The organism is Oricola indica, assembly GCF_019966595.1.
Classification (GTDB): Bacteria; Pseudomonadota; Alphaproteobacteria; order Rhizobiales; family Rhizobiaceae; genus Oricola; species Oricola indica.
Window position 1 is genome coordinate 52655 of the sequence record NZ_JAINFJ010000014.1, and the last position, 20996, is coordinate 73650.

Annotated in this window: 20 protein-coding genes; 13 read left to right on the forward strand and 7 right to left on the reverse strand. The window is 63.5% G+C overall.

The window, feature by feature from the left end:
• Positions 1-81 precede the first annotated feature (81 nt).
• The 10 genes from LC343_RS22330 (at position 82) to LC343_RS22375 (ending at position 9962) form a co-directional block, all read left to right on the forward strand.
• A complete protein-coding gene (locus tag LC343_RS22330; protein ID WP_223479398.1) occupies positions 82-1002 on the forward strand; it encodes a branched-chain amino acid ABC transporter permease in 921 nt (306 codons plus the stop codon).
• Complete coding sequence (locus LC343_RS22335; RefSeq protein ID WP_223479399.1) at positions 1002-2033, forward strand: branched-chain amino acid ABC transporter permease; 1032 nt, start codon at positions 1002-1004, stop codon at positions 2031-2033. The genes LC343_RS22330 and LC343_RS22335 overlap by 1 nt, the downstream gene beginning before the upstream one ends.
• A gap of 1 nt (position 2034) precedes the next feature.
• Positions 2035-2778 (forward strand): ABC transporter ATP-binding protein, encoded by a 744-nt coding sequence (locus LC343_RS22340; protein ID WP_223479400.1) that lies wholly within the window; start codon positions 2035-2037, stop codon positions 2776-2778.
• Positions 2778-3473 carry an ABC transporter ATP-binding protein gene (locus LC343_RS22345; RefSeq protein WP_223479401.1) on the forward strand — a complete coding sequence of 232 codons (696 nt, stop codon included), beginning with the start codon at positions 2778-2780 and terminating at the stop codon, positions 3471-3473. The genes LC343_RS22340 and LC343_RS22345 overlap by 1 nt, the downstream gene beginning before the upstream one ends.
• Before the next feature lie 2 nt (positions 3474-3475).
• Positions 3476-4099 (forward strand): ATP-binding cassette domain-containing protein, encoded by a 624-nt coding sequence (locus tag LC343_RS22350; RefSeq protein WP_223479402.1) that lies wholly within the window; start codon positions 3476-3478, stop codon positions 4097-4099.
• Between the two features lie 93 nt (positions 4100-4192).
• A complete protein-coding gene (locus LC343_RS22355; RefSeq protein ID WP_223479403.1) occupies positions 4193-5194 on the forward strand; it encodes a Gfo/Idh/MocA family protein in 1002 nt (333 codons plus the stop codon).
• Positions 5191-6012 carry an SDR family NAD(P)-dependent oxidoreductase gene (locus tag LC343_RS22360; protein WP_223479404.1) on the forward strand — a complete coding sequence of 274 codons (822 nt, stop codon included), beginning with the start codon at positions 5191-5193 and terminating at the stop codon, positions 6010-6012. The genes LC343_RS22355 and LC343_RS22360 overlap by 4 nt, the downstream gene beginning before the upstream one ends.
• On the forward strand, positions 6009-7727 hold the full coding sequence (araD, locus tag LC343_RS22365; protein ID WP_223479405.1) for an L-arabinonate dehydratase: 1719 nt from the start codon (positions 6009-6011) through the stop codon (positions 7725-7727). Before LC343_RS22360 ends, araD begins: the two co-directional genes overlap by 4 nt.
• Positions 7728-7741: 14 nt before the next feature.
• The gene (locus LC343_RS22370) at positions 7742-9181 is read left to right on the forward strand and encodes an NAD-dependent succinate-semialdehyde dehydrogenase (protein ID WP_223479406.1); all 1440 of its coding nucleotides are present in this window, start codon (positions 7742-7744) and stop codon (positions 9179-9181) included.
• Position 9182: 1 nt separating this feature from the next.
• Positions 9183-9962: an HpcH/HpaI aldolase family protein gene (locus tag LC343_RS22375; RefSeq protein ID WP_223479407.1), complete on the forward strand. Its 780-nt coding sequence runs from the start codon at positions 9183-9185 to the stop codon at positions 9960-9962.
• 72 nt (positions 9963-10034) lie between these two features.
• On the opposite strand, the gene LC343_RS22380 is transcribed toward LC343_RS22375, so the two are convergent.
• The 5 genes from LC343_RS22380 to ehuA all read right to left on the reverse strand — a co-directional run bounded on the left by LC343_RS22380 (position 10035) and on the right by ehuA (position 13872).
• Positions 10035-10775 carry a maleate cis-trans isomerase family protein gene (locus LC343_RS22380; RefSeq protein WP_223479408.1) on the reverse strand — a complete coding sequence of 247 codons (741 nt, stop codon included), beginning with the start codon at positions 10773-10775 and terminating at the stop codon, positions 10035-10037.
• A 40-nt stretch (positions 10776-10815) separates the two neighbouring features.
• Entirely contained in the window at positions 10816-11472 is a 657-nt protein-coding gene (gene ehuD / locus LC343_RS22385) for an ectoine/hydroxyectoine ABC transporter permease subunit EhuD (RefSeq protein WP_223479409.1), read from the reverse strand.
• Between the two features lies 1 nt (position 11473).
• Entirely contained in the window at positions 11474-12142 is a 669-nt protein-coding gene (gene ehuC, locus LC343_RS22390; RefSeq protein ID WP_223479410.1) for an ectoine/hydroxyectoine ABC transporter permease subunit EhuC, read from the reverse strand.
• A 64-nt stretch (positions 12143-12206) separates the two neighbouring features.
• The gene (gene ehuB, locus LC343_RS22395; RefSeq protein WP_428982643.1) at positions 12207-13061 is read right to left on the reverse strand and encodes an ectoine/hydroxyectoine ABC transporter substrate-binding protein EhuB; all 855 of its coding nucleotides are present in this window, start codon (positions 13059-13061) and stop codon (positions 12207-12209) included.
• A 28-nt stretch (positions 13062-13089) separates the two neighbouring features.
• Positions 13090-13872 carry an ectoine/hydroxyectoine ABC transporter ATP-binding protein EhuA gene (gene ehuA, locus LC343_RS22400; protein ID WP_274385126.1) on the reverse strand — a complete coding sequence of 261 codons (783 nt, stop codon included), beginning with the start codon at positions 13870-13872 and terminating at the stop codon, positions 13090-13092.
• A 207-nt stretch (positions 13873-14079) separates the two neighbouring features.
• Here ehuA and LC343_RS22405 point away from each other — a divergent pair, with 207 nt between their 5' ends.
• Entirely contained in the window at positions 14080-14538 is a 459-nt protein-coding gene (locus tag LC343_RS22405; protein ID WP_223479411.1) for an Lrp/AsnC family transcriptional regulator, read from the forward strand.
• Between the two features lie 9 nt (positions 14539-14547).
• Here LC343_RS22405 and LC343_RS22410 read toward each other — a convergent pair whose 3' ends face one another.
• Both LC343_RS22410 and LC343_RS22415 read right to left on the reverse strand, forming a co-directional pair.
• Entirely contained in the window at positions 14548-15747 is a 1200-nt protein-coding gene (locus tag LC343_RS22410; RefSeq protein ID WP_223479412.1) for a M24 family metallopeptidase, read from the reverse strand.
• 12 nt (positions 15748-15759) lie between these two features.
• The gene (locus LC343_RS22415) at positions 15760-16956 is read right to left on the reverse strand and encodes a M20 aminoacylase family protein (RefSeq protein ID WP_223479413.1); all 1197 of its coding nucleotides are present in this window, start codon (positions 16954-16956) and stop codon (positions 15760-15762) included.
• 293 nt (positions 16957-17249) lie between these two features.
• Here LC343_RS22415 and LC343_RS22420 point away from each other — a divergent pair, with 293 nt between their 5' ends.
• Positions 17250-18227: a diaminopropionate ammonia-lyase gene (locus LC343_RS22420; protein ID WP_223479414.1), complete on the forward strand. Its 978-nt coding sequence runs from the start codon at positions 17250-17252 to the stop codon at positions 18225-18227.
• Positions 18228-18278: 51 nt separating this feature from the next.
• Positions 18279-20612 carry a molybdopterin-dependent oxidoreductase gene (locus LC343_RS22425; RefSeq protein ID WP_223479415.1) on the forward strand — a complete coding sequence of 778 codons (2334 nt, stop codon included), beginning with the start codon at positions 18279-18281 and terminating at the stop codon, positions 20610-20612.
• Positions 20613-20996: the final 384 nt, after the last annotated feature.

Here is a 20996-nt window from a genome sequence, read left to right on the forward strand (position 1 = left end):
GTGAAGAATGGTGGGCCGGCCCCTCCCGGGGCCGGTCGCGGCAACCCGACCACCGCTCTCCGGAGCGCCTGGGAATAACGCATGTACAGTCTGATACCCCATATCGTGAACGGGCTGACGCTCGGATTGCTCTTTGCGCTGATCGCGCTCGGATTCACGCTGATCGTTGGCGTCATGGAGGTCATCAACCTCGCCCATGGGGCCTTTTTCGCACTTGGCGCATATTTCGCTCTCGCCACGATCGGCGGAAGCTGGTTTGCAGGCACGGAGTTCGGCATCTGGTGGAGCAGCCTGTCGCCGGGCGCGCGATATGCCTCGGGGCTGATCTTCGGCCCTCTTTGCGCCGCCGGGGCAGGGATGATCCTCGAACTGTGTCTGCGCCCGACCTACGGCAAGGCGCCGCTCTACGGCCTGCTGCTGACCTTCGGTGCGGCGCTGGTGATCGAGGAACTCATCCGCTTGGTCTGGGGAACCGGGGAACAGAGCCTGTCGGTGCCGCAAGCGATCAACGGTGCCTTCCTGATGGGCGGGCTGATCTTCTCGAAATACAAGTTCTACGCAGCCGCATTTTCCATTCTGGCGATTTTTCTCGTCTGGCTGTTCCTGGAGAAGACGCCCTATGGCGCGATCATCAAGGCGGGCAGCCACGATAGCGAGATGGTCCGGGCCCTGGGCTTTGATCTGGGCAAGCTGCGTTTGGCCGTTTTCGCCTTCGGCGCGGCTCTTGCGGGCCTCGCGGGCGTCATCATGGCGCCGATCTGGGGGCTGCGGCCGCATATCGGCATCGATGTCGTGATCCCGGCATTTCTCATCATCGTCGTCGGCGGCGTCGGCAGCTTCTGGGGCGCGGTCGCCGCCGCCATGCTGGTCGGCCTCGCAGTCGGCATCACCGGCGCCTACGCGGCGGCCTGGTCGATGCTGTCCATGTACATTCTGCTGATCCTCGTGGTCGGCTTCCGCGCTCGCGGCCTATTCGGCCGCAAGAGCGCCCTGGAGAACTGATGATCTCGCTGTCGGATATTCCCGCCCGTGGCGGATCGCCCTTCACGCCGCCGATGTTTGTGTTCCTGCTGGCGCTCGCCACCGCGCCGTTCTGGCTCGAGGCCGTGGGGCTCTACAGCTATCTCGGCATCGAGATCACCATCTGGATTCTCTATGCGATGGGGTTCAACCTGCTGTTCGGCTATGCAGGGCTGCACTCGTTCGGACACGGCGCCTATCTCGGTGTTGGGGCTTACGCCTTCGGTCTGTTTCAAAATCATGTCGGGGTCAGCCTGTGGGGGGGGCTGCTGGCTGCCGTGCTCGCGGCGACGATCGCGGGCGCGGCGGTTGCCCTGTTCGTCGCTCACCGTCGCGGCATCTATTTCGCACTGCTGACGATCGCCTTCGGGCAGGTCTTCTGGTTCTGCGCGATCAAGCTGCGCTGGCTCACCGGGGGCGAGGACGGGCTTCTGGGCATTCCGCGGCCTGACCTCGTCATCGGCCCGCTACGGGTGAGCCTGCAGGAAAACACGTCGCTGCACTGGTTCTCGGCCGCGATCCTGGGGCTGGCAATGCTGGGGCTGTGGCGGCTGGTCAACGCGCCTTTCGGCCGCGTCCTCCAGGCGATCCGCCAGAACGAGATGCGCGCGCGCTTTGCCGGCTACGATGTCTGGCGCATCAAGTGGCTGGTGTTCACGCTTTCCGCCTCGGTAGCGGGTCTCGCCGGCGGTCTTTTCGCCATGGCGCAGGAAAGCGCCTATCCCGACGTCATGAGCCTGCACCAGTCCGGCCTGATCGTGATGATGATCCTGGTTGGCGGCGGTTTGGTCAGCTTCTGGGGGCCGGTGCTCGGCGTACTGGTCTACTTCATCGCGCGCGACATTATCGGCGGCATCACCGAAACCTGGCTGCTCTGGTTCGGGCTGATGTTCGTCGTCATGGTGATGGTGCGGCCGGAAGGGGCGGCGGGTCTCGCCCATGTCGTCCGCGCCCGGTTCGCCCGCGCGCCGGTGAAGACGCCGGTGTCCGCGCCCGCCGAGAGAAGCGCCTGAGATGCCGTTGTTCGAGGCGCGCAACATCCAGAAACGCTTCGGCGCGCGGGTCGTGCTGGAGGATGTCTCGCTCAGCGTCGAGCAAGGCGCGGTGCACGGCATCATGGGGCCGAACGGCGCCGGCAAGACCACCTGCTTCAATGTCCTGACCGGCCACTACGCCCCGGATGGTGGCACGATCCGTTTCGCCGGGCGAGATATCGCCGGGATGAAGCCGCACCGCATCGCGCGGCTAGGCGTCTCCCGGTCGTTCCAGATCATGAACCTCTTCGACGACACGGTGGTGATCGAGAACGTCATGCTGGCTCTGCCGGAGTTCCGAGCGATGACCTTCAGCCCGTCGCGCAACGTCTTCATCGACCGCGCGCTGACCGACGCCGCGCTGGAGATTCTGGCGCAGGTCGATCTTGCCGAAAAGGCGTGGGACAAGGCGGCATCGCTCTCCTACGGCCAGCGCCGGGCGCTCGAAATCGCGGTGGCTCTGGCGGCGCGTCCGAAGATCGTCTTTCTCGACGAGCCCACTTCGGGCCTTGGCGCCGAGGCAACGCGCGCACTGGCGCAGCTCGTCCGGCGCCTGCGCGAGAGCTACACGATCGTCATGATCGAGCACGACATGCGCTTCCTGTTCGAACTGGCCGACCGCATCTCGGTCATTCATTGGGGACAGGTGATCGCCGAGGACACGCCGACGGAACTGATGGCCAATAAGTGGGTCGCCCGCTCAGCGCTGGGGGAACTGGCGTGATGCTCGAGATATCCGGTATCGAAACCTTCCACGGCGAGACACAGGCCCTGTTCGGCCCGTCGCTGCGCGTCGGTGAGGCCGAGGTCGTCGCACTGCTTGGGCCGAATGGCGCGGGAAAGACGACGACGATCCGCTCGGTCCTGGGACTGTCACCACCGCGCGCCGGCCAGATCCGCTTCGACGGCGCGGACATCACGCGGATGCCGACGCATCGCATCACGCGAATGGGCGTCGGCTGGGTGCCGGACGACCGCCGCGTTTTCCCAATGCTCTCCGGCCGGCGCAACCTCGCGCTCGGCGCACGCAGGACGCGGTTTCGCGCCTGGCGGCAGGAGGAGGTGTGCGAGATATTCCCGGCGCTCGATCACCTGATGGTGCGCGACTGCGAGGCGATGTCCGGCGGCGAATTGCAGATGGTCGCGATCTCCCGCGCGCTGCTCGGCTCGCCTGGCATCGTGCTGTTCGACGAGCCGAGCCAGGGGCTCGCGCCGAAGATCGTGCAGGACGTGCTCAAGACGGTGCGGAAGATGAAGGCGGAAGGCATCGCCTCGCTGATCGTCGAACAGAACGCACTGGCCGCGCTGGAGGTGTCGGACAGGGTCTACGTCATGGATCGCGGCCGTATCGTCCACGAGGGCGACGCGCGCGAATTGCTGGACAACGCGGCTTTGCGCCGCCGGCTGATCGGGATGTGACGATGACAGCGATGCTCGAAGTAAAGGGTCTGGAGAAGGTCTACACAAGATCGGTTTTCGACCGCACGCCGACCTTCCGGCTGACCGCGGATTTCACCATCGCCGAACCGGGCATCGTCGGCATGATGGGGCCGAACGGCTCCGGCAAGACGACGCTGTTCGAACTCGTCACCGGCTCCAATGCGCCGACATCGGGCGAAGTCTCGGTGATGGGGCGCAACATTCACCGCGTGCGCACGGACCAGCGCGATCGGCTGGCGATTCATTATCACCAATCCTACCAGGTTCGTCATTTCCGGTCATGGACGCCGAACGCCCTGCTGGAAAATGCCGGATCGGACTATCCCATGCTGCATCTCTTCGACGAGCCGCAGTTCAACACGCAGGACGGCTATATCGGCTTCATGCTCGATTTCTTCCGTCGGCTGCGCGACGAGGGGCGGCTGGTGTTCCTGTGCGTCCACCCCAACGAGCGCTTCCATCTGGAGATTGTCGAGGAGATCTGCGAGCGCTTCATCTTTGTCCAGAAAGGCTCGGTCACGCCGCTGGCCTCGTATGATGACCTGCTGGCGCACGAGCCGGCGCGGGCCTATCTCGGCGATCTTCTGACGGAGCGGGCGGCATGAGCGCGTTTCGCAAGTCGGCCTACGGCGCGTCGCGCACGTCGCGGCAGGGCGGCAGCGTCCGGTTCTACGGTTACGGAACCTTCGGAGGCGCCGATGGCTGAGCCGCTGCGCGTCGCGCTGGTCGGCTGCGGGCTGATCAGCCTCTACCACCTGCGCGCCTGGAAGGCCGCGGGCGCCGAGATCGTCGCGCTGTGCGACACAGATATCGACAAGGCGAAAGCGCGTGCCGATGAATTCGGGATTTCGCGCGTCCATGCAGATGCGGGCGAGATGTTCGCGCAAGGCGGGTTCGACGCAGTCGATATCGCGGCTTCGGTCGGCGCGCACGCGCCGGTTGCCCGCATCGCCGCCGATCACGGCGTCCATATCATGTGCCAGAAACCGCTGACGGAAACGGTCGCTGAAGCCGAGGCGCTGATCGACTATGTGGGCGACCGCGTCCGCTTCATGGTGCACGAGAACTACCGCTTCCGGCCGCATTACATGACCGTTCGCCGCTGGATCGAGGAGGGCCGCATAGGCGAAATACGCCACGCGGCGATCACTTGCCGGGGGTCGGGATTGTGCCCGCGCGATGGTGCTCCGCCCTTCCTGATCGAGCGCCAGCCATATTTGACGGGCTTTCGCCGCAACCTCGTCTTCGAGACGATGATCCACCATCTCGACGTGCTGCGCTGCCTGTGCGGGCCGCTCACCGTCGTCGCGGCACGGCTCAACCGTCTCGCCGAAGGGCTGCCGGGCGAGGACACGGCGGCAATCCTGCTGTCCGGCGAGGACGGTTTCATCGCCACGGCCGACGGCTGCCTCGTTGCGCCGGGCTATCCTCAGCTTCACGGCGATCGGCTGGAGGTCATCGGCACCAAGGGCACGATCCTGATGGAGTTGAATCGCATCCATATCGTCGGTGCGGAGGGCGAGGCTGAGGAGGTCGACCTTCTCGGCCGCTACCAGGAGTGTTTCGACACGGTGATGGCGGGTTTCGTCCAGGGACTGCGCGACGGGACGCCGTTCGAGACCGATCGCCTCGACAATCTGGAGACCCTGCGACTGATGGAAAGCGTCTATGCCGCGGCTGGAGTGGAGATAGAGCAATGAACCAGCAACCCGCGAGCCTCACGCCGCGTCTCGACCCGGAGCGGATCGCCAGGCTGTTCGACATAACGGGCATGCGCGTTTTCGTACCGGGAGGCTATGGAGCGATCGGCGAGGCAACCGCCACCGCCATGGCGGCTCATGGCGCGGTGGTGACCATTGCCGGCCCGAAGATCGACAAGGCCCGGGCTCTGGCCGACCGCATCGTCGACGCGGGCGGAAAGGCTCATGGCTTCGAACTGGATGCGCGGGACATCGACTCGGTGCGAGACGCCACCTCCGAGGCCATTGGCGCCATGGGCGGCATCGACACGCTGGTGAATTGCGTTGGCATCCAGCGCGAGCAGCATCTGATGGACGTGACCGAGGATGTCTTCGACGAAGTCTACCAGACCAACCTGAAATCCGCGATGTTCCTCGCCCAGGAGACGGCGCGCGACCAGATCGCGCGCGGCAAGGGCGGACGGCAGATCCACATCCTGTCGGTCCGTTCGCAACTCGCGCTGCGCGGGCGCGGATATTCCGCCTACTGCTCCACCAAGGGCGGGCTCGCCATGCTCGTCAAGCAGCATGCGATGGAGCTTGCGCCGCACAACATCACCGTCAACGGTGTCGCCCCGACCTTCATCCAGTCGGATCGCATCCGCATGCATCTCGACAAGCCCGAGTTTCGGGATTTCATTCTCGAACGCAATCCGCTTGGCCGCATTGGCGATCCGCTGGAAGTGTGTGGCCAGGTGATCGTTTTCGCCGCCCCGGCCGGCAGCTACATGACCGGACAGATCGTCTATATCGATGGCGGGGTCACGGCTTCGCAATGACCCGGTTGCGTTCCTCCCGCTGGTTCGACGCAGACGATTTGCGCGGATTCGGCCATCGCTCCCGCCTGATGCAAATGGGCTATGCGCGCGAGGACTGGGAAGGCCGGCCCGTCATTGCCATCGTCAATACGTGGTCGGACATCAATCCCTGCCACGCCCATTTCAAGGCGCGCGTGGAAGACGTCAAGCGCGGCGTGCTGCAGGCCGGCGGCTTCCCGATCGAACTGCCGGCGTTGTCGCTGTCGGAGAACTTCGTCAAGCCGACGACCATGCTCTATCGCAATCTCCTGGCAATGGAGGCCGAGGAACTGTTGCGGTCGCATCCCGTAGACGGCGCGGTGCTGATGGGTGGCTGCGACAAGACCGGGCCGGCGCTTTTGATGGGCGCGATCAGCATGGATCTGCCGGCGATTTTCATGCCCGCCGGCCCGATGCTGCGCGGCAATCTGAAAGGCGAGGTGTTGGGCTCCGGCTCCGACACCTGGAAATACTGGGACGAGCGTCGCGCCGGACGGATCGGCCTTGCCGAATGGCAGGAGGTCGAGGCTGGCATCGCCCGGTCCTACGGACACTGCATGACCATGGGCACGGCCGCAACGATGACAGGCATCGCCGATGCGCTGGGCCTCTGCCTGACCGGCGCGTCCTCGATTCCCGCCGCTGACGCCAACCACATCCGCATGGCCGCCGCCACCGGGCGGCGTGCTGTCGAGATGGTGCATAAGGACCTGCGTCCGTCGACAGTCCTGTCGCCTGCCTCCTTTGCAAATGCGCTGCATGTCGCGATGGCGATGGGCTGTTCGACCAACGCGATCATCCATCTGATCGCATTGTCCCGGCGTGCCGGTTTTCCGTTGACCCTGGATGACTTCCACGCCGCCGGCCAACGTGTGCCGCTTCTCGCCAACATACGGCCCTCGGGCGCGACCTATCTCATGGAGGATTTCTTCTACGCCGGAGGCCTTCGCGCCCTGATGGCGAATATGGGCGATCACATAGACCCGGCGGCGCGCACCGTTACCGGCCGGACCATGGGCGAGGAGATCGAAGGCGCGGAGACATATCTGCCCGATGTCATCCGCCGGCTTGACGACCCCGTCTCCAAAGAGCCGGCCATGGCGGTCCTGCGCGGCAATCTCGCGCCCGACGGCGCTGTGATGAAGCCTTCTGCCGCCGATCCGCGTCTGTTGAAACATCGCGGTCCTGCGGTGGTGTTCGAAAGCTATGGCGAGATGAAGCAGCGTATCGACGATCCGGCGCTCGAGATCACGCCCGATCATGTGCTGATCATGCGCGGCGCCGGGCCGCAAGGCGGGCCGGGCATGCCGGAATGGGGCATGCTGCCGATCCCGAAATACCTGTTGGAACAGGGCGTGCGAGACATGCTGCGAATTTCCGATGCGCGCATGAGCGGCACCAGCTACGGCGCATGCATCCTGCATGTCGCGCCGGAAGCGCATGTCGGCGGTCCGCTCGCGCTGGTTCGAACCGGAGACACCATTTCTGTCGACACCCGCGCCGGCCGTCTCGACATGGAGGTCGATACCGACGAACTCGACCGACGCCGGGCCGGCTGGGTTCGGCCCGACCGCAAGTTCGGCCGGGGCTACGGATGGATCTACTCCGATCACGTTCTGCAGGCCGACCAGGGCTGCGACTTCGATTTCCTGGAAACCGGTTTCGGCGCTGCGGTGCCGGAACCCGAGATATTGTGACGCGAGGTAGGACCATGGCTGGCATGCAACCGAAGCTTCTGATCGGAGGCGAGTTTCGCGAAAGCGGAGGCGCGGCTCCAATTCCCGTCATCAATCCCTGCACCGAGGAGGTGTTGTGGGAACAGCCGGCCTGTTCGGGCGACGACGTCGCCGAGGCGCTGTCGCACGCCCGTCAGGCGCAGGCGGAATGGAGCAGGGTTCATGGCTGGGAGCGGGGCCGCATCCTGCGGAAGGTGGCGGAGGAAATGAGGGGCCGCACCGACGCCATTGCCCGTGCGTTGTCCCTCGAAATCGGCAGACCCTACAACCAGTCGGCTGGCGAGGTCGGCGCGGCGATTGAACAGATCGAGTGGTTCGCGGGCGAGGCGGAACGGCTCTTCGGAGAGACGATCCCGTCACGCCAGGGCGGGAGGCTGATCATCGAGCCGGAGCCTGTCGGCATCTGTGCCGCATTCACCGCCTGGAATTTTCCGGTCAACCTGCCTGTCCGCAAGATGGCGCCGGCGCTCGCCGCCGGTTGCGCCATCCTCGTCCGGCCCTCCGAGCAGGTTCCGATGACATCGACGCTCATCGCCGAGGCATTCGTCGCGGGCGGTGTGCCGGCGGGTACGGTGCAGCTTCTGCTCGGCCGTGCGGCGGATATCACCCCCGCGATCCTCGCCGCGGACGAGGTCCGCAAGATCTCGCTCACCGGTTCGACACGCGTCGGCAAGATGCTGATGGCCGAGGCCGCACAGACCGTGAAACGATGCTCGATGGAGCTGGGCGGCCATTCGCCCGTCGTCGTATGCGCGGACGCAGACGTGGAGGCCGCGGCGGTGCAGTGCGCCGGCTTCAAGTTTCGAAATGCCGGCCAGGTCTGCATCGCTCCAAACCGGTTTTATGTCGAGGAAAGCGTGGCCGACCGTTTCCTGTCCACAATGAAGGCCGAAGCCGAAAAGCTCGTGCTCGGCGACAGCCAGAACGAAGAGACCTCGATGGGTCCGCTGACGCTGGCCTCGGGCCGCGAGAAGGTCGAGCGCCTGATCGCCGACGCGCAGGAAAAGGGCGCGAGACTGGTGACCGGCGGCAGGCGGCCGGAAGGGCGCAACGCGGGATATTTCCTCCAGCCGACTGTTTTGGCCGGCGTGCCGGACGATGCGGATATCATGAGCGAGGAGCCCTTCGGTCCGGTCGCGCCTGTCGCGACTTTCGGTTCGTTTGACGATGCTATCGCGCGCGCCAATTCCACGCCCTACGGCCTCGCAGCCTATGCCTTCACCTCCAGCCAGGCGAAGGCCTCGGCGCTCTCGCGCGGCCTCCATGCCGGCATGGTCGGGATCAACACCTTCATGATCGCGCATGCCGAGGCGCCGTTTGGCGGCGTCGATCACTCCGGGATGGGCCGGGAAGGGGGGCGCGAGGCGATCCGCGACTATCAGAATACCAAGCTCAGCCACATGATGGCGGTCTGACATGGCGCCCCTGAACCCTGTTCGTCGCGTCTGGGCGGAGGGGTGCGCGGCTGTCAACGGCTGGATCGCGGTCCCGTCGGTGCTCAATGTCGAGGCGATGGCCAAGGCGCGCTGGGACGCGCTGACCGTCGACATGCAGCACGGCACGGCGGACTACGCCGATCTCCTTTCAATCCTGCCGGTGATCGAGAAATCGGGTGCCGCGCCGATCGTTCGGGTACCATGGCTGGACGAGGCTGCGATCATGCGTTCGCTGGATGCCGGCGCGCTTGGGATCATCGCGCCGATGATCGAAACGCGCGAGGACGCCGAACGCCTCGTGTCCGCATGCAACTATCCTCCGGACGGCGCGCGCAGTTTCGGCCCGGTGCGAGCGCGCTTCGCATGGGGCGACGATTATGCGCGTATCGCCAATGAGGAAGTCCTCGTCTTCGCGATGATCGAAACGAAGACCGCTGTCGCCAATCTCGATGCGATCCTGTCGGTGCCGGGGTTGTCGGGCATATATATCGGCCCAGCCGATCTCTCGCTCTCGCACGGCTTTTCGCCGGGCTTCGACCGGGAAGAGCCTGAGATGCGAACCTTGATCGCCGATATCCGGGCGCGGTCGGCAGCCGCGGGTCTCCGATGCTGCCTCCATTGCGGATCGCCCGCCTATGCGGCACGCGCTGCCGCCGCCGGAATGGATCTCGTCACCATCGGTTCCGACGCCCGCTTCGTCGAAGCCGGCGCTGCGGCCGCAGTCAAAGGGTTCAGAGACGGCGCCGGTAACAAGACATAAGCCTCTGTTTTGAAACAGCATCCGATAGAGACGCGGTTCAGTGAGCCTCGCGCCGCATCCCGTCGCGCGGGGTCAGCTATTGTCGGAGAGGAGCTTCCCGAATTCTTTTTTGCGAATCTCCATCCCTGCGAGGCGGCACAAATGCCAGGCCAGCACCTGGTTGCTGGAAAGGGCCGGTCTTCCCGTGCGGGCCTCGATCTCCTCGATGATGTCGAGAGTGCGCAGGTTCGTGCATGAGATAAAGATCGCTTCCGCAGCCGGATCGTCCATGAGGCTCACCGCCGCCTCAAGGATCGATGCAGGCGTAATGCGCGCGACAAGTGCCTCCTCGCTCGTTTCGAAGGAGCCGAAAAGAGGCGTGTCTATCCCGTTCTCGGCCAGCACCGCGCGCATCCTGGACGAAACGCTCCCGACATAGGGCGAAAGGAATGCGAGGCGGGATACGCCCAATTCCGCGCACGCGGCGATCAAGGCCGAAACCGGTTGGGTGACGGACCGTGTCGTGGTTCCGGAGCGGACGAGATCGCCGATCCGTTCAATGCCGATCACTGAGGTTCCCGAGGTGCAGCCATAGCCCACGGCGTCGAAACGGGCCGGTAGCGGCAGCAGGCGGGCGCTCGCGGAGATGTGGTGCTCCATCTCGGCCAGTGTTTCCGGCGTGACCTCATCAGCGCTCGGCACGCGTGAAACGTGCAACGTCGCTTCGGACGGGATCATCCGGCAAAACTCGTTCTCGATCGTTTCGTCGGATTGCAGGACGATCAATCCCAGCCGGGGCTCGTCGCGTTCGTTCGTCTCAAATGCGAGGCCCATATGCGGATATCCTTCGAAGTTTCAGCCGGCGTCGGGCAGATCAGTTCCTGCGGGAATATTTTTGTTCCAGCCACATCGCCGCATAGGCCGACGGGATTGACACCAACAGGAACAGCGCGCCCACCAGCGTCATCGGCTCGAGATATTTGTAGTAGCTGTTGGAATAGATATTGGCGGCGTTGAACAGCTCGACCACCGTGATCGCGGCGAGCAACGGCGTCTCCTTGAACATGGTGATCAGGTAATTCGCCAGCGGCGGGATCATCGGCGGGATGGACTGGGGAAGGACGACACGGGTCCATGTCTGCGCCATCGTGTAGTTGAGCGATTTCGCCGCTTCCCATTGGCCCTTCGGCACGTTCTCGATGCCGGCGCGAAACACTTCCGAAGTGTAGGTCGAGAAATGCAGGCCGAGGCCGATCACGCCAGCGAGGAACGGCGAAAGGAAGAGGCCGAGATCGGGAAGTACGTAGAACAGGAAATAGAGCTGCACCAGCAGCGGCGTGCGGCGGATGAATTCCGACAGCCAGTACACCGTCCAGCGCACCGCGCGGTTTTCCGACATCTTGAGAATAGCCAGGACAAGCCCCAGTGCGTAGGCGAGCGCAGCTCCGACGAATGTCGCCTGTACGGTGACGACGAGCCCCGCCATGAGGCGCGGAAAAACTTCTGCGGCGACGGCCCAATCCCAATGCATGTCAGTTTGTCCTTACGGGCGTCATGCCGCGTCGTTTCGCGATCGATTTCGCCAGCCAGTCGGTGAAGCCGACCAGGACCGAAGCGATCAGGAAATAGATGACGAGGATCAGAAGGAACGGCTCCAGGGTCATCGCGGTCTGGGACCGGATAATCTGGGCGGCGAAGGTCAGGTCGGACAGCGTGATCAGCGACGTCAGCGCGGTGAGCTTCATCAGCTCGATCAGCAGATTGCCGAAGGGCGGTATCATCATCGGCACGGCCTGTGGGATGAGGACGTAGCGATAGCGCTGATAGGATGTGTAATTCAGGGAGTGAGCGGCTTCGGACTGGCCCTTGCCGACGGACTTGATCGCGCCTCGGACGACTTCGGAACCGTAGCTGCCGAGGTTGAAGCCGCAGGCGATGACGCCGGCAAGGAAAGGCGACAGGCTGATGCCCAGAAGCGGCAGCACGTAGAACATGAAGAACATCTGCACCAGCGCGGATGTGCCGCGGAAGAACTCCAGATAGATCAGCGCCAGGGTGCGCACGATCCAGTGACGCGACAGGCGCGCGAGGCCGACGATAAAGGATATCGCCAAGGCGATGACCGCGCTGACCACGGTGAGTTCGATGGTCAGCAGGGTTCCCTTGACCAGCAGGGGATAGAATTCGACGATCAGTTCCATGCCCGCTCCGTTCGAGAGCCGCCCGGCGTCCGCGCGGCTCTCGTTTCAATTGGGAAACCGCAGATCAGTTGCCGGGGCAGAAATCGTCGCGCTTGACGCTCATCGTCGCCTCGGCGGAGAAGCCGAAAGGCTCGATGATCGAGGCGAATTCGCCACTCGCCTTGATCTCGCTGAGAGCCTTGTCGTAGGCCTCGCGGAAAGCGGTGTCCTCCGGATTGAACGCGGAACCGGCGCAGCCCATCGGGACGCCCTTGACCGGCATGACGAGTTCCAGATTGTCGTCGTCGAACTTCTCGAGAAGATCCTTGGTGCCGAGGCCGGACAGCGCGAAGACGTCGACGCGGCCCTGCTGCAGCATCTTGATGCCGCTCGGCGGATCGGTGAACACCTTGATCTGTGCGGGCTGCACACCGCGCTCGGTCGCATAAAGCTCCTCGGCGCAACCGGCGCAGGTGGTCATGGTGACCTCCGGATTGGCCGCGATATCCTCATAGGTCTTGATGTTGTGCGGATTGCCCTTGGCGACGGCGAAGGCTTCCGCGCCGCAGAGATCCGGCTCGGAATAGATGATCGCTTCGCAGCGGTTCGGCTTGATGTACAGGCCTGACGTGGCCATGTCGACGCGCCGGGCCAGAAGCGCCGGGATCATCGAGCCGTAGGGAACGACCTGGGCCCTCAGTTCCGGCACGCCCAGTTTCTTCATGACGGCGCGGGCAACTTCCGGCGCGGCGCCGGAGACGTAGCCGTCGGACTTGATGTCGCTGTATGGCGGCTCATTGGCGACCGCAACGGTCGCGTATCCCTGTTTGCGAAGCTTCTCGAGCGTGTCTTCGGCCGATGCGGACGATACCGAGAGCATCGTCACCAATACGCCGGCAAGCGTCAGTCCGAGGCGTTGTCGGGTGGAGGATTTCATCATGGTCTTTCCTTTCGGTCGGGGGCGGGAGTTACGAAACATTGATGTACTTGCTGAGAAAGGCCCGGGTTCTGGGCTCGCTCGGATCCGAGAAGATGATCTTCGGATCGCCGGATTCGACGATCTTTCCCTTGTCGAAGAACAGGACGCGATCCGCGAAATCGCGGGCGAAATTCATCTCGTGGGTGACCGTGAGCATGGTGGTGTCGGAATCGGACGCCAGTTTGCGCAGGACGGTCAGAACCTCGTCGACGAGTTCGGGATCGAGCGCCGAGGTGACCTCGTCGAAGAGCATGATCTTCGGGTCCATGGCCAGCGAGCGCGCAATGGCCACGCGCTGCTGCTGCCCGCCGGAAAGCTGGTGCGGAAAGTGATTGGCCTTGTCGCTCAGACCGACTAGGCCGAGCAGTTCCATCGCCTTGTCGCGCGCTTCGGATTTTGACGTCTTGCGGACGAGAACCTGCGGCTGCTCGATGTTCTGGACCGCGTTGAGATGCGGGAACAGGTTGAAGTGCTGGAACACCATTCCGATGTCGTTGCGCATCTTGTGGAGATGCGCCTCGCTGGCGTCGACCAGCTTTCCGTCCTTCTCCTCATGCCAGAGATAGTCGCCATTGACGACGACCTGACCCGCGCTGATCGTTTCCAGCGTCATGAGAATGCGGAGGATGGTGGTTTTTCCGGATCCGCTCGGCCCGATGAGGGCGAGTTTTTCACCGGCGGCGACTTCGAGATTGAGACTGTCCAGAACCTTCAAGCTGCCGAAGCTTTTGTGGACATTCCGGAACTCGATGATGTTGGGAACCTCAGTCAGCAGTCATGACCTTTTCAGTGGCTGCCCGGCGATACGCCACGCAAACAGGGTTACCGGAAGACGAGATCGAAGCTCTTTGACAAACCGTTCTCTCTGTGATGCTAGATCGTAGCGTAGCAAAGGAATTTGATGGTATTGTTCACTTACAATGCCGTAGATGATAAAAACCGCTATTTTTTGCGCCCCAATTGACCGGTAGTAATCAACATGGACCTATCCGCCGCAGACCAGACAATCCTCAGAATGCTGCAGGAAAATTCACGCGAGAGGCTGGAGGCCATCGCCATGGAAACCGGGCTTTCGGTTGCGACCGTGCAGCGCCGCATCCGCAATCTGAAGGCCGACGGGACGATCATGGCGGAAAGCGCGCTGATCAATCCGAAGTCGGTCGGCTATGCGATGACGTTCCTGGTTTTTGTCGAACTGGAGCACGAGCGCATAGACCAGATCGACGCGTTCCGCCGCAAGGCCCGCGCGGAACCGCAGGTGCAGCAGTGCTACTACATAACCGGTGAAGCCGACTTCGCAATCATCGCGCTCGCCAGGGACATGGAGGACTACGAACACCTGACGCACCGGCTGTTCTTCAAGGACTCCAACGTCAAGCGCTTCCGCACCTCGGTGGTCATGGACCGCACCAAGGTCGGCGCGAACGTGCCGCTATAGAAGCTGCCGTCAGGCGATGACGGGAATGGTGGCTGGCGCTGCGGTGGTCAGAAGCACCGGCCCCTCTTCGGTCAGGAGAAAGTCTTCCTCGTGCACCAGCATCCTGCCGCCGGGCAGGCCGACAGACGGCTCCAGCGTCAGCACCATGCCGGCCTGCAGCACGGTGTCGTCATTGGCGGCAAAGGACGGCCATTCGGTCAGTTGCATGCCGAGCCCATGACCCATTCGGCCAACGCCGCCTTCGCCGGGGAACTCCTTCCGGAGGATCCGCTGCATGGCATGGAAAACCTCGGCGCAGGTCGCGCCCGGACGTGATGCCTGCAGTCCGGCTTCCACCGCTTCGAGCAGCGCGTCATAGGCCTTGGCCGTCTCCTCGGAAACCGGACCGAACGCGAAATTGCGATCGAAGTCGCAAAAGTAACCGTCAAATGTCGATCCGGTGTCGAGCATGAGGATATCGCCATTCTCGACGCGCCGTGTCGAGGGTGGCGAAATGATGTTGCCATAGCCGCCGCGTCCCGCACCGCCGACAAGATAGTCGACATCGTCGATACCCGCTTCGAGACAGGCGATCTTGAAGCGCCGGAAGATCTCGATATCCGTCATGCCGACGCGCAATTGCTCCGCAAAGGATCCGAAGACGCCGGAAACGAGACCGCAGGCATGGGCGATCTTCTCGACCTCCGCCGGCGACTTCACCATGCGTAATTGCCGGATCAGGCCTGTTACGTCGGCGAAGACCGTATTCGGCAGCGAAGCACAAAGCCTGCGAAAATCCCCGAGCGGCATACGAAGATGGGTCTCCGGCCCTTCGAGAATGCCGATCCTGGCCTTTTCACCCAACACTTCGCGAAGCGTATCGGCGACGAGCGTGATGCCTTCGTCATGCGGCTGCGGCGAATCCCAACATCGCACATCGTCGAGCCAGGTTGACTCAAAGCATTCGCGCCCGATCGACGGCACGATGGCGACCGGCTTGCCGGACGCCGGGACCAGCAGGAACCAGGGCCGGGTCGGGCTCAACCAGAAGCGGGAGAGGAAGCCCGTGAAATAGCGGATTTCCGGTTCAGTCGTGAGGAGAAGTCCGTCGAAACCGGTCTCCGCCATTCGGGCCTGCGCTTCGGCAAGTCGTTGTTCGAACTCCGAAGAGGAAAATCCGCGCTGCGGAGCGCTGTCGGCGGACATGGTCTGGAGGCGGGAATCGCTCATGGGCAACTGATCTCAGGCCGGCAATCGGGTTTCGATCAGACGCGTCCAGAATTCGGCGCCTCTGGCGAGAATGTCGTCGTTGAAATCATAGCGCGGATTGTGCAGCGCGCGGCCATTTGACCCGTCCGTGCCGTTGCCAAGGAAGAAATAGGCGCCGGGACGATGCTCCAGAAAGGCCCCGAAATCGTCGGACGCCAGCAATGGCGGGCAATCGGCGTCAACCTCGTCCGCTCCGAACAAGGTCGCCGCAAGGCGCGCCACGATGTCGGCTTCGCGCGGTGTGTTGATGGTGGCCGTGAATTCGCGATTGTAGCGCACCGCGCATTCGGCGCGATGCGCGGCGGCGATGCCCGAGGCGATCCGGCGCATCGCTGCATCGATGACATCGCCTGTCTGCGGCGAATAGGATCGGGCATCTCCGGTGATCACCACCTGGCCGGGGATAACGTTGCGAACGCCGCTGGTCATGAAATCGGTCACCGAGACAACCGCACTTTCGACAGGATCCATCTCCCTGGAGACGATTGTCTGCAAGGCGCTGACCACCTGCGCGCCGGCAACGATCGGGTCGACGCCGCGATGCGGCATGGCCGCATGGGTGCCCTTGCCGGTCAGTTCGATGCGGAACGTATCCTCGCAGGCCATCACCGCTCCCGAACGAACCGCCACGCGTCCGGGGGCGAGGCCCGGCAAATTGTGGAGCGCATAGATCGCGTCGATGGGGAACCGCTCGAACAGCCCGTCGGATATCATGGCGCGCGCGCCACGCCCGTTTTCCTCGTCCGGCTGGAAGATGAACACCGCCGTTCCGTCGAAGGTTCCTTGTCTGGCGAGGTACAACGCTGCGCCAAGAAGCATGGATGCATGACCGTCATGTCCACAGGCATGCATGGTATCGGGCGTCGCCGATGCATATCCGAAATCATTCTCTTCCGGGATCGGCAAGGCGTCCATCTCGGCCCGGATGGCAATGGCGCCGCTGCCTGTCCCGCGCTGAAGCACCCCGACAATGCCGGTGCCGCCAACACCTTCGTGGACAGCGATCCCGGCCGAACGCAAATGCGCGGCGATTATGCCCGACGTCCGCTTCTCGCTGAATCCGAGTTCCGGATTGCGATGCAGGTCATGCCGCCATTCGCCCATTTGCCGACACAGGTCCTCGGGGAGACTTGCCCGTGCAGGAGTTTCCGGTGCGCGCGCCGTTTCCATGCTGAATTTGTCCTTTTCCTGCCGGTCTGCGCGGCTTAAGGGAGGCCAATTGTCTGGAGCCGATTTCCAACCGTTCAATGCAGGCCCGCCGGCCCGAGTTTGCGGACTTTGTTCGATGCGGACAAATCATAAATAGTGTTTCGGGAGTTTAATTTTCTCATTTATTGGGCAATTTTGATGTTTCTCAGTCAAGTGCGGGGCATATCTTGCCGCGAATGAAAATAGAGAATTCACCCGCGAACCACGGCGCGATACCGCGCCGATTTCGGGCCGTCCCGGACCGGCCGCTGGCCATGCTTCGGCAATGCCCGGTCTATCAACCCACGCCGCTGCGCCTCATGCCGGACCTGGCGGAGACGCTGGGCATCGGCGCGTTGTGGATCAAGGATGAGACGCGCCGCATGCGGTTGGGCAGCTTCAAGGCGCTCGGTGGCGTGTTTGCCGTCGCCCAGATGATCGAGGACGCCGCCGGAACCGCCGACCTGCTTGGCGAAAAGGCGCGCCAAGCAGCGGCGGGGATGACCTTCATCACGGCCAGCGCCGGCAATCACGGCCTGTCGGTCGCGGCCGGCGCCCGTATCTTCGGCGCGCGCGGGATCATCGTGCTGTGCAGCGCCGTCCCCGAGGGCTTTGCCAAGCGCATTCGGGAGACCGGAAGCGAGGTGCTCCGCGTCGACGGTTCCTACGAGGACAGCGTACGATATGCGATCGACGCCGCCGACCGGAATGGCTGGCTGCTGCTCGCAGATGGCTCCTGGGATGGATACACGGACCGTCCGGCCCTTGTCATGGAAGGCTATACGGTTCTCGCGGAAGAATGCCGTTCCATTCTCGAGCAGACGGGCGACTGGCCGACGCATGTCTTCCTTCAGGCCGGCGTTGGCGGATTGGCGGCGGCCATTTCCGCACATATCCGCGACCAATGGCCGGTCCAGCCCAGGATCACCATCGTCGAACCCGACGCCGCGCCCTGCCTGCTGAAAAGCATCGAAACCGGCAAGCTGACGCGCGCTGACGGCCCCGAGTCGAACATGGGCCGGCTCGACTGCAAGGATGCCTCGCTGATCGCCTTCGAGGCCCTGCGCCAGGACGCCAATGCTTTCGTGACGGTGACCGATGAAGAAGCCGAAGCTTCGGCGCGCCTGCTCGCAAGTCACGGCATTTCCACCACGCCGAGTGGGGCCGCACCGCTTGCCGCGCTCGAGAATGCCGGTCTTGGAGCGGACGCCCGCTGTCTCCTGATCGCGACGGAAGGTCCGGAGACGGCCTGACCAAACCCGCGGAACCGGACAGACATGGCGGGTTCACCACGGAGAATGGCCATGATTGACGATCGCGACGATCCAGACCCATCGACGACACTGACCGTCGGCCATTGGGGGGCATATCGCGTCCATTCCGAGAATGGGCGCCCGACACGGTTGACGCCATTCGAGGACGATCTCGAACCGTCACCGATCGGCGACGCCATGCTCGACACGCTGAGTGGCCCATGCCGGGTCTCGGCGCCGGTCGTGCGCAAGGGATGGCTGGAGGGAGATCGCGAAGCGCGCGGGCGCGACAGCTATGTCGAACTTGGCTGGGACGACGCGCTGGACCTTGTCGCCAGGGAACTCGATCGCGTGCGCACCGATCACGGGCATGAGTCGATTTATGCCGGCTCCTACGGCTGGGCGAGCGCGGGACGCTTCCATCACGCCCAAAGCCAGTTGCGCCGTTTCATGAACCTGTTCGGCGGCTGCACGACATCGAAGGATTCCTACTCCTATGCGGCAGCCGAGGTCATCCTTCCGCATATCGTCGCGCCGATGCCGTCGTTGCTGCTCGGACACACCTCCTGGAAGGCGATCGCGGAGGGCGCGAAGCTCGTCGTCGCCTTTGGCGGCATTGCGGTCCGCAATTCGCAGATGAATCCCGGTGGTACCGGGAGCCATGCGCAACAAGCGGAGATGCGTGCCGCGCGCGCCGCCGGCGTGGAGTTCGTCAATGTCAGTCCGGCGAGGGCGGATACGATGCCGGAGCTGGACGCGGACTGGTTGCCGATCCGGCCCAACACAGATGTCGCCCTGATGCTTGCACTGGCGCACACCATCATCAGCGAGGATCGCCACGATGAGGCATTCCTGAAGAGCCATTGTACGGGCTTCGACCGGTTTCTTCCCTATCTGATGGGGGCCGCGGACGGCATGCCGAAGACCGCTGACTGGGCGGAGGAAATCACCGGGCTCCCCGCCGACAAGATCGTGACGCTGGCCCGGCGAATGGCCTCCACACCGACCCTGGTCAATGCGAGCTGGTCGCTGACCCGCCAGCAGAACGGCGAGCAGGCCTATTGGATGCTCGTCGTGCTGGCGGCCATACTCGGTGGCATCGGCATCAAGGGCACCGGTTTCGGCCTCGGCCTCGGTGCCGTCAGCAGCGTCGGCAGCCACCGTGCGCATATGCCGTGGGCGGCCTTCCCGACCGGTCGCAATCCCGTTCGAAGCTTCATACCGGTCGCCCGAATTGCCGACATGCTGCTCAATCCGGGCGCGCCGTTCGACTATGATGGCGGCCATTACCGTTATCCGGATACGCGCCTCGTCTACTGGGCGGGCGGCAATCCCTTCCATCATCACCAGGACCTCAACCGGTTGCGCAGGGCGTGGGGGCGCATCGAGACGGTCATCGTCCACGAGCCGTTCTGGACGCCGCTGGCGCGCCATGCCGATATCGTCCTGCCTGCGACTGTCGGGCTGGAGCGCAACGACATCGCCGCGTCGCCGCGCGATAATTACGCATTCGCAATGAAACGCGCGGCCGATCCATACGGTCAGTCACGCAACGACCACGCAATTTTCGCCGGGATCGCCAGGCGGTTGCGCCCGAGCGGCAGCAATGAGACCGGCTTCGATGACGCGTTCACGGAAGGGAGGGGCGAAGGCGAATGGCTGCGGGCGATTTACGAGGAGTCCAGGCGAAGGGCATCGGCGAAGGGTCATGACCTTCCGGGCTTCGGGGAATTTCTCGATTCCGGGGCCATCAGGCTTGCGCCCCCGGACGAACCCGTCACGATGTTGAGCGATTTCCGCGCCTATCCGGCCGGGCATCCATTGCCGACGCCCTCCGGCCGTATCGAGATCTTTTCGGAAACGCTCGCGGGGTTCGGCCATGCCGGCCATCCGGTCTGGATCGAACCGTCGGAATGGCTGGGCTCAGAACTTTCGGCGAAATTCCCGCTGCACCTTATTTCGCATCAGCCGGAGCGCCGCCTGCATAGCCAGCTCGATCACGGCAGCCACAGCCGCGCGGGAAAGCTGCAGGGCCGCGAACCGTGCCGGATGAACCCGCAAGACGCCGCCGCCCGCAACATTGCGGAGGGCGATCTGGTGCGCCTGTTCAATGATCGCGGCGCCTGCATCAGCGCAGTCAGGCTCGATGCGGACCTGCTCCCGGGCGTCGTCATGATAGCGACCGGAGCCTGGTATGACCCCGATTGGGACACTGATCCGGAGTGCTGCAGACACGGCAATCCGAATACGCTGACACGCGATCTGCCGACATCCACCCTCGCGCAAGGCCCCAGCGCCCAGACCTGTCTGATTGAAGCAAAACGTCTGGAAACAGAACCGCCGGCTGTCACCGCGTTCGATCCACCGCAAGTGCTGGGCCGGTAAACGCGGAAAGTGAATCAGAACGGCAACTTCTGCACAACGCATTTTGGCTATTCAGAAACTGTTCCCGTGTCAGAAGCGGAAGTCCAGCGAAGGGCATTGGCGTGTCCGCTTTGGGGTGCAAAGCCGTCATTGAGAGAACGGCCACTTTCAAGGCGTTACGCAGATTGCCAGCATCTATTCGGGCATAGCCGATCGCAATTCGTCTTCGCTATTTTGCTTCGCAGAGAAGGCAATCTTTTTGAGCGCCTTCCCGCCCGACTTCCTCGGCAAAGGAAGCGGTGGTGCTGACAGGTCGAGCGGGTTTGTTGATCAGTCTTCCAGTTCGTCCCAGGCGACGGTCGTCTGCGTCTGTTCGCCGAGGCCCTCGATGCCGAGACGGATGGT

What these genes read in the sequence shown, in the direction of transcription:
- LC343_RS22330 (WP_223479398.1), top strand. Translation starts at nt 82, where the DNA reads ATGTACAGTCTGATACCCCATATCGTGAACGGGCTGACGCTCGGATTG.
- LC343_RS22335 (WP_223479399.1), top strand. Translation starts at nt 1,002, where the DNA reads ATGATCTCGCTGTCGGATATTCCCGCCCGTGGCGGATCGCCCTTCACG.
- LC343_RS22340 (WP_223479400.1), top strand. Translation starts at nt 2,035, where the DNA reads ATGCCGTTGTTCGAGGCGCGCAACATCCAGAAACGCTTCGGCGCGCGG.
- LC343_RS22345 (WP_223479401.1), top strand. Translation starts at nt 2,778, where the DNA reads ATGCTCGAGATATCCGGTATCGAAACCTTCCACGGCGAGACACAGGCC.
- LC343_RS22350 (WP_223479402.1), top strand. Translation starts at nt 3,476, where the DNA reads ATGACAGCGATGCTCGAAGTAAAGGGTCTGGAGAAGGTCTACACAAGA.
- LC343_RS22355 (WP_223479403.1), top strand. Translation starts at nt 4,193, where the DNA reads ATGGCTGAGCCGCTGCGCGTCGCGCTGGTCGGCTGCGGGCTGATCAGC.
- LC343_RS22360 (WP_223479404.1), top strand. Translation starts at nt 5,191, where the DNA reads ATGAACCAGCAACCCGCGAGCCTCACGCCGCGTCTCGACCCGGAGCGG.
- araD (WP_223479405.1), top strand. Translation starts at nt 6,009, where the DNA reads ATGACCCGGTTGCGTTCCTCCCGCTGGTTCGACGCAGACGATTTGCGC.
- LC343_RS22370 (WP_223479406.1), top strand. Translation starts at nt 7,742, where the DNA reads ATGGCTGGCATGCAACCGAAGCTTCTGATCGGAGGCGAGTTTCGCGAA.
- LC343_RS22375 (WP_223479407.1), top strand. Translation starts at nt 9,183, where the DNA reads ATGGCGCCCCTGAACCCTGTTCGTCGCGTCTGGGCGGAGGGGTGCGCG.
- LC343_RS22380 (WP_223479408.1), bottom strand. Translation starts at nt 10,775, where the DNA reads ATGGGCCTCGCATTTGAGACGAACGAACGCGACGAGCCCCGGCTGGGA.
- ehuD (WP_223479409.1), bottom strand. Translation starts at nt 11,472, where the DNA reads ATGCATTGGGATTGGGCCGTCGCCGCAGAAGTTTTTCCGCGCCTCATG.
- ehuC (WP_223479410.1), bottom strand. Translation starts at nt 12,142, where the DNA reads ATGGAACTGATCGTCGAATTCTATCCCCTGCTGGTCAAGGGAACCCTG.
- ehuB (WP_428982643.1), bottom strand. Translation starts at nt 13,061, where the DNA reads ATGATGAAATCCTCCACCCGACAACGCCTCGGACTGACGCTTGCCGGC.
- LC343_RS22405 (WP_223479411.1), top strand. Translation starts at nt 14,080, where the DNA reads ATGGACCTATCCGCCGCAGACCAGACAATCCTCAGAATGCTGCAGGAA.
- LC343_RS22410 (WP_223479412.1), bottom strand. Translation starts at nt 15,747, where the DNA reads ATGAGCGATTCCCGCCTCCAGACCATGTCCGCCGACAGCGCTCCGCAG.
- LC343_RS22415 (WP_223479413.1), bottom strand. Translation starts at nt 16,956, where the DNA reads ATGGAAACGGCGCGCGCACCGGAAACTCCTGCACGGGCAAGTCTCCCC.
- LC343_RS22420 (WP_223479414.1), top strand. Translation starts at nt 17,250, where the DNA reads ATGCTTCGGCAATGCCCGGTCTATCAACCCACGCCGCTGCGCCTCATG.
- LC343_RS22425 (WP_223479415.1), top strand. Translation starts at nt 18,279, where the DNA reads ATGATTGACGATCGCGACGATCCAGACCCATCGACGACACTGACCGTC.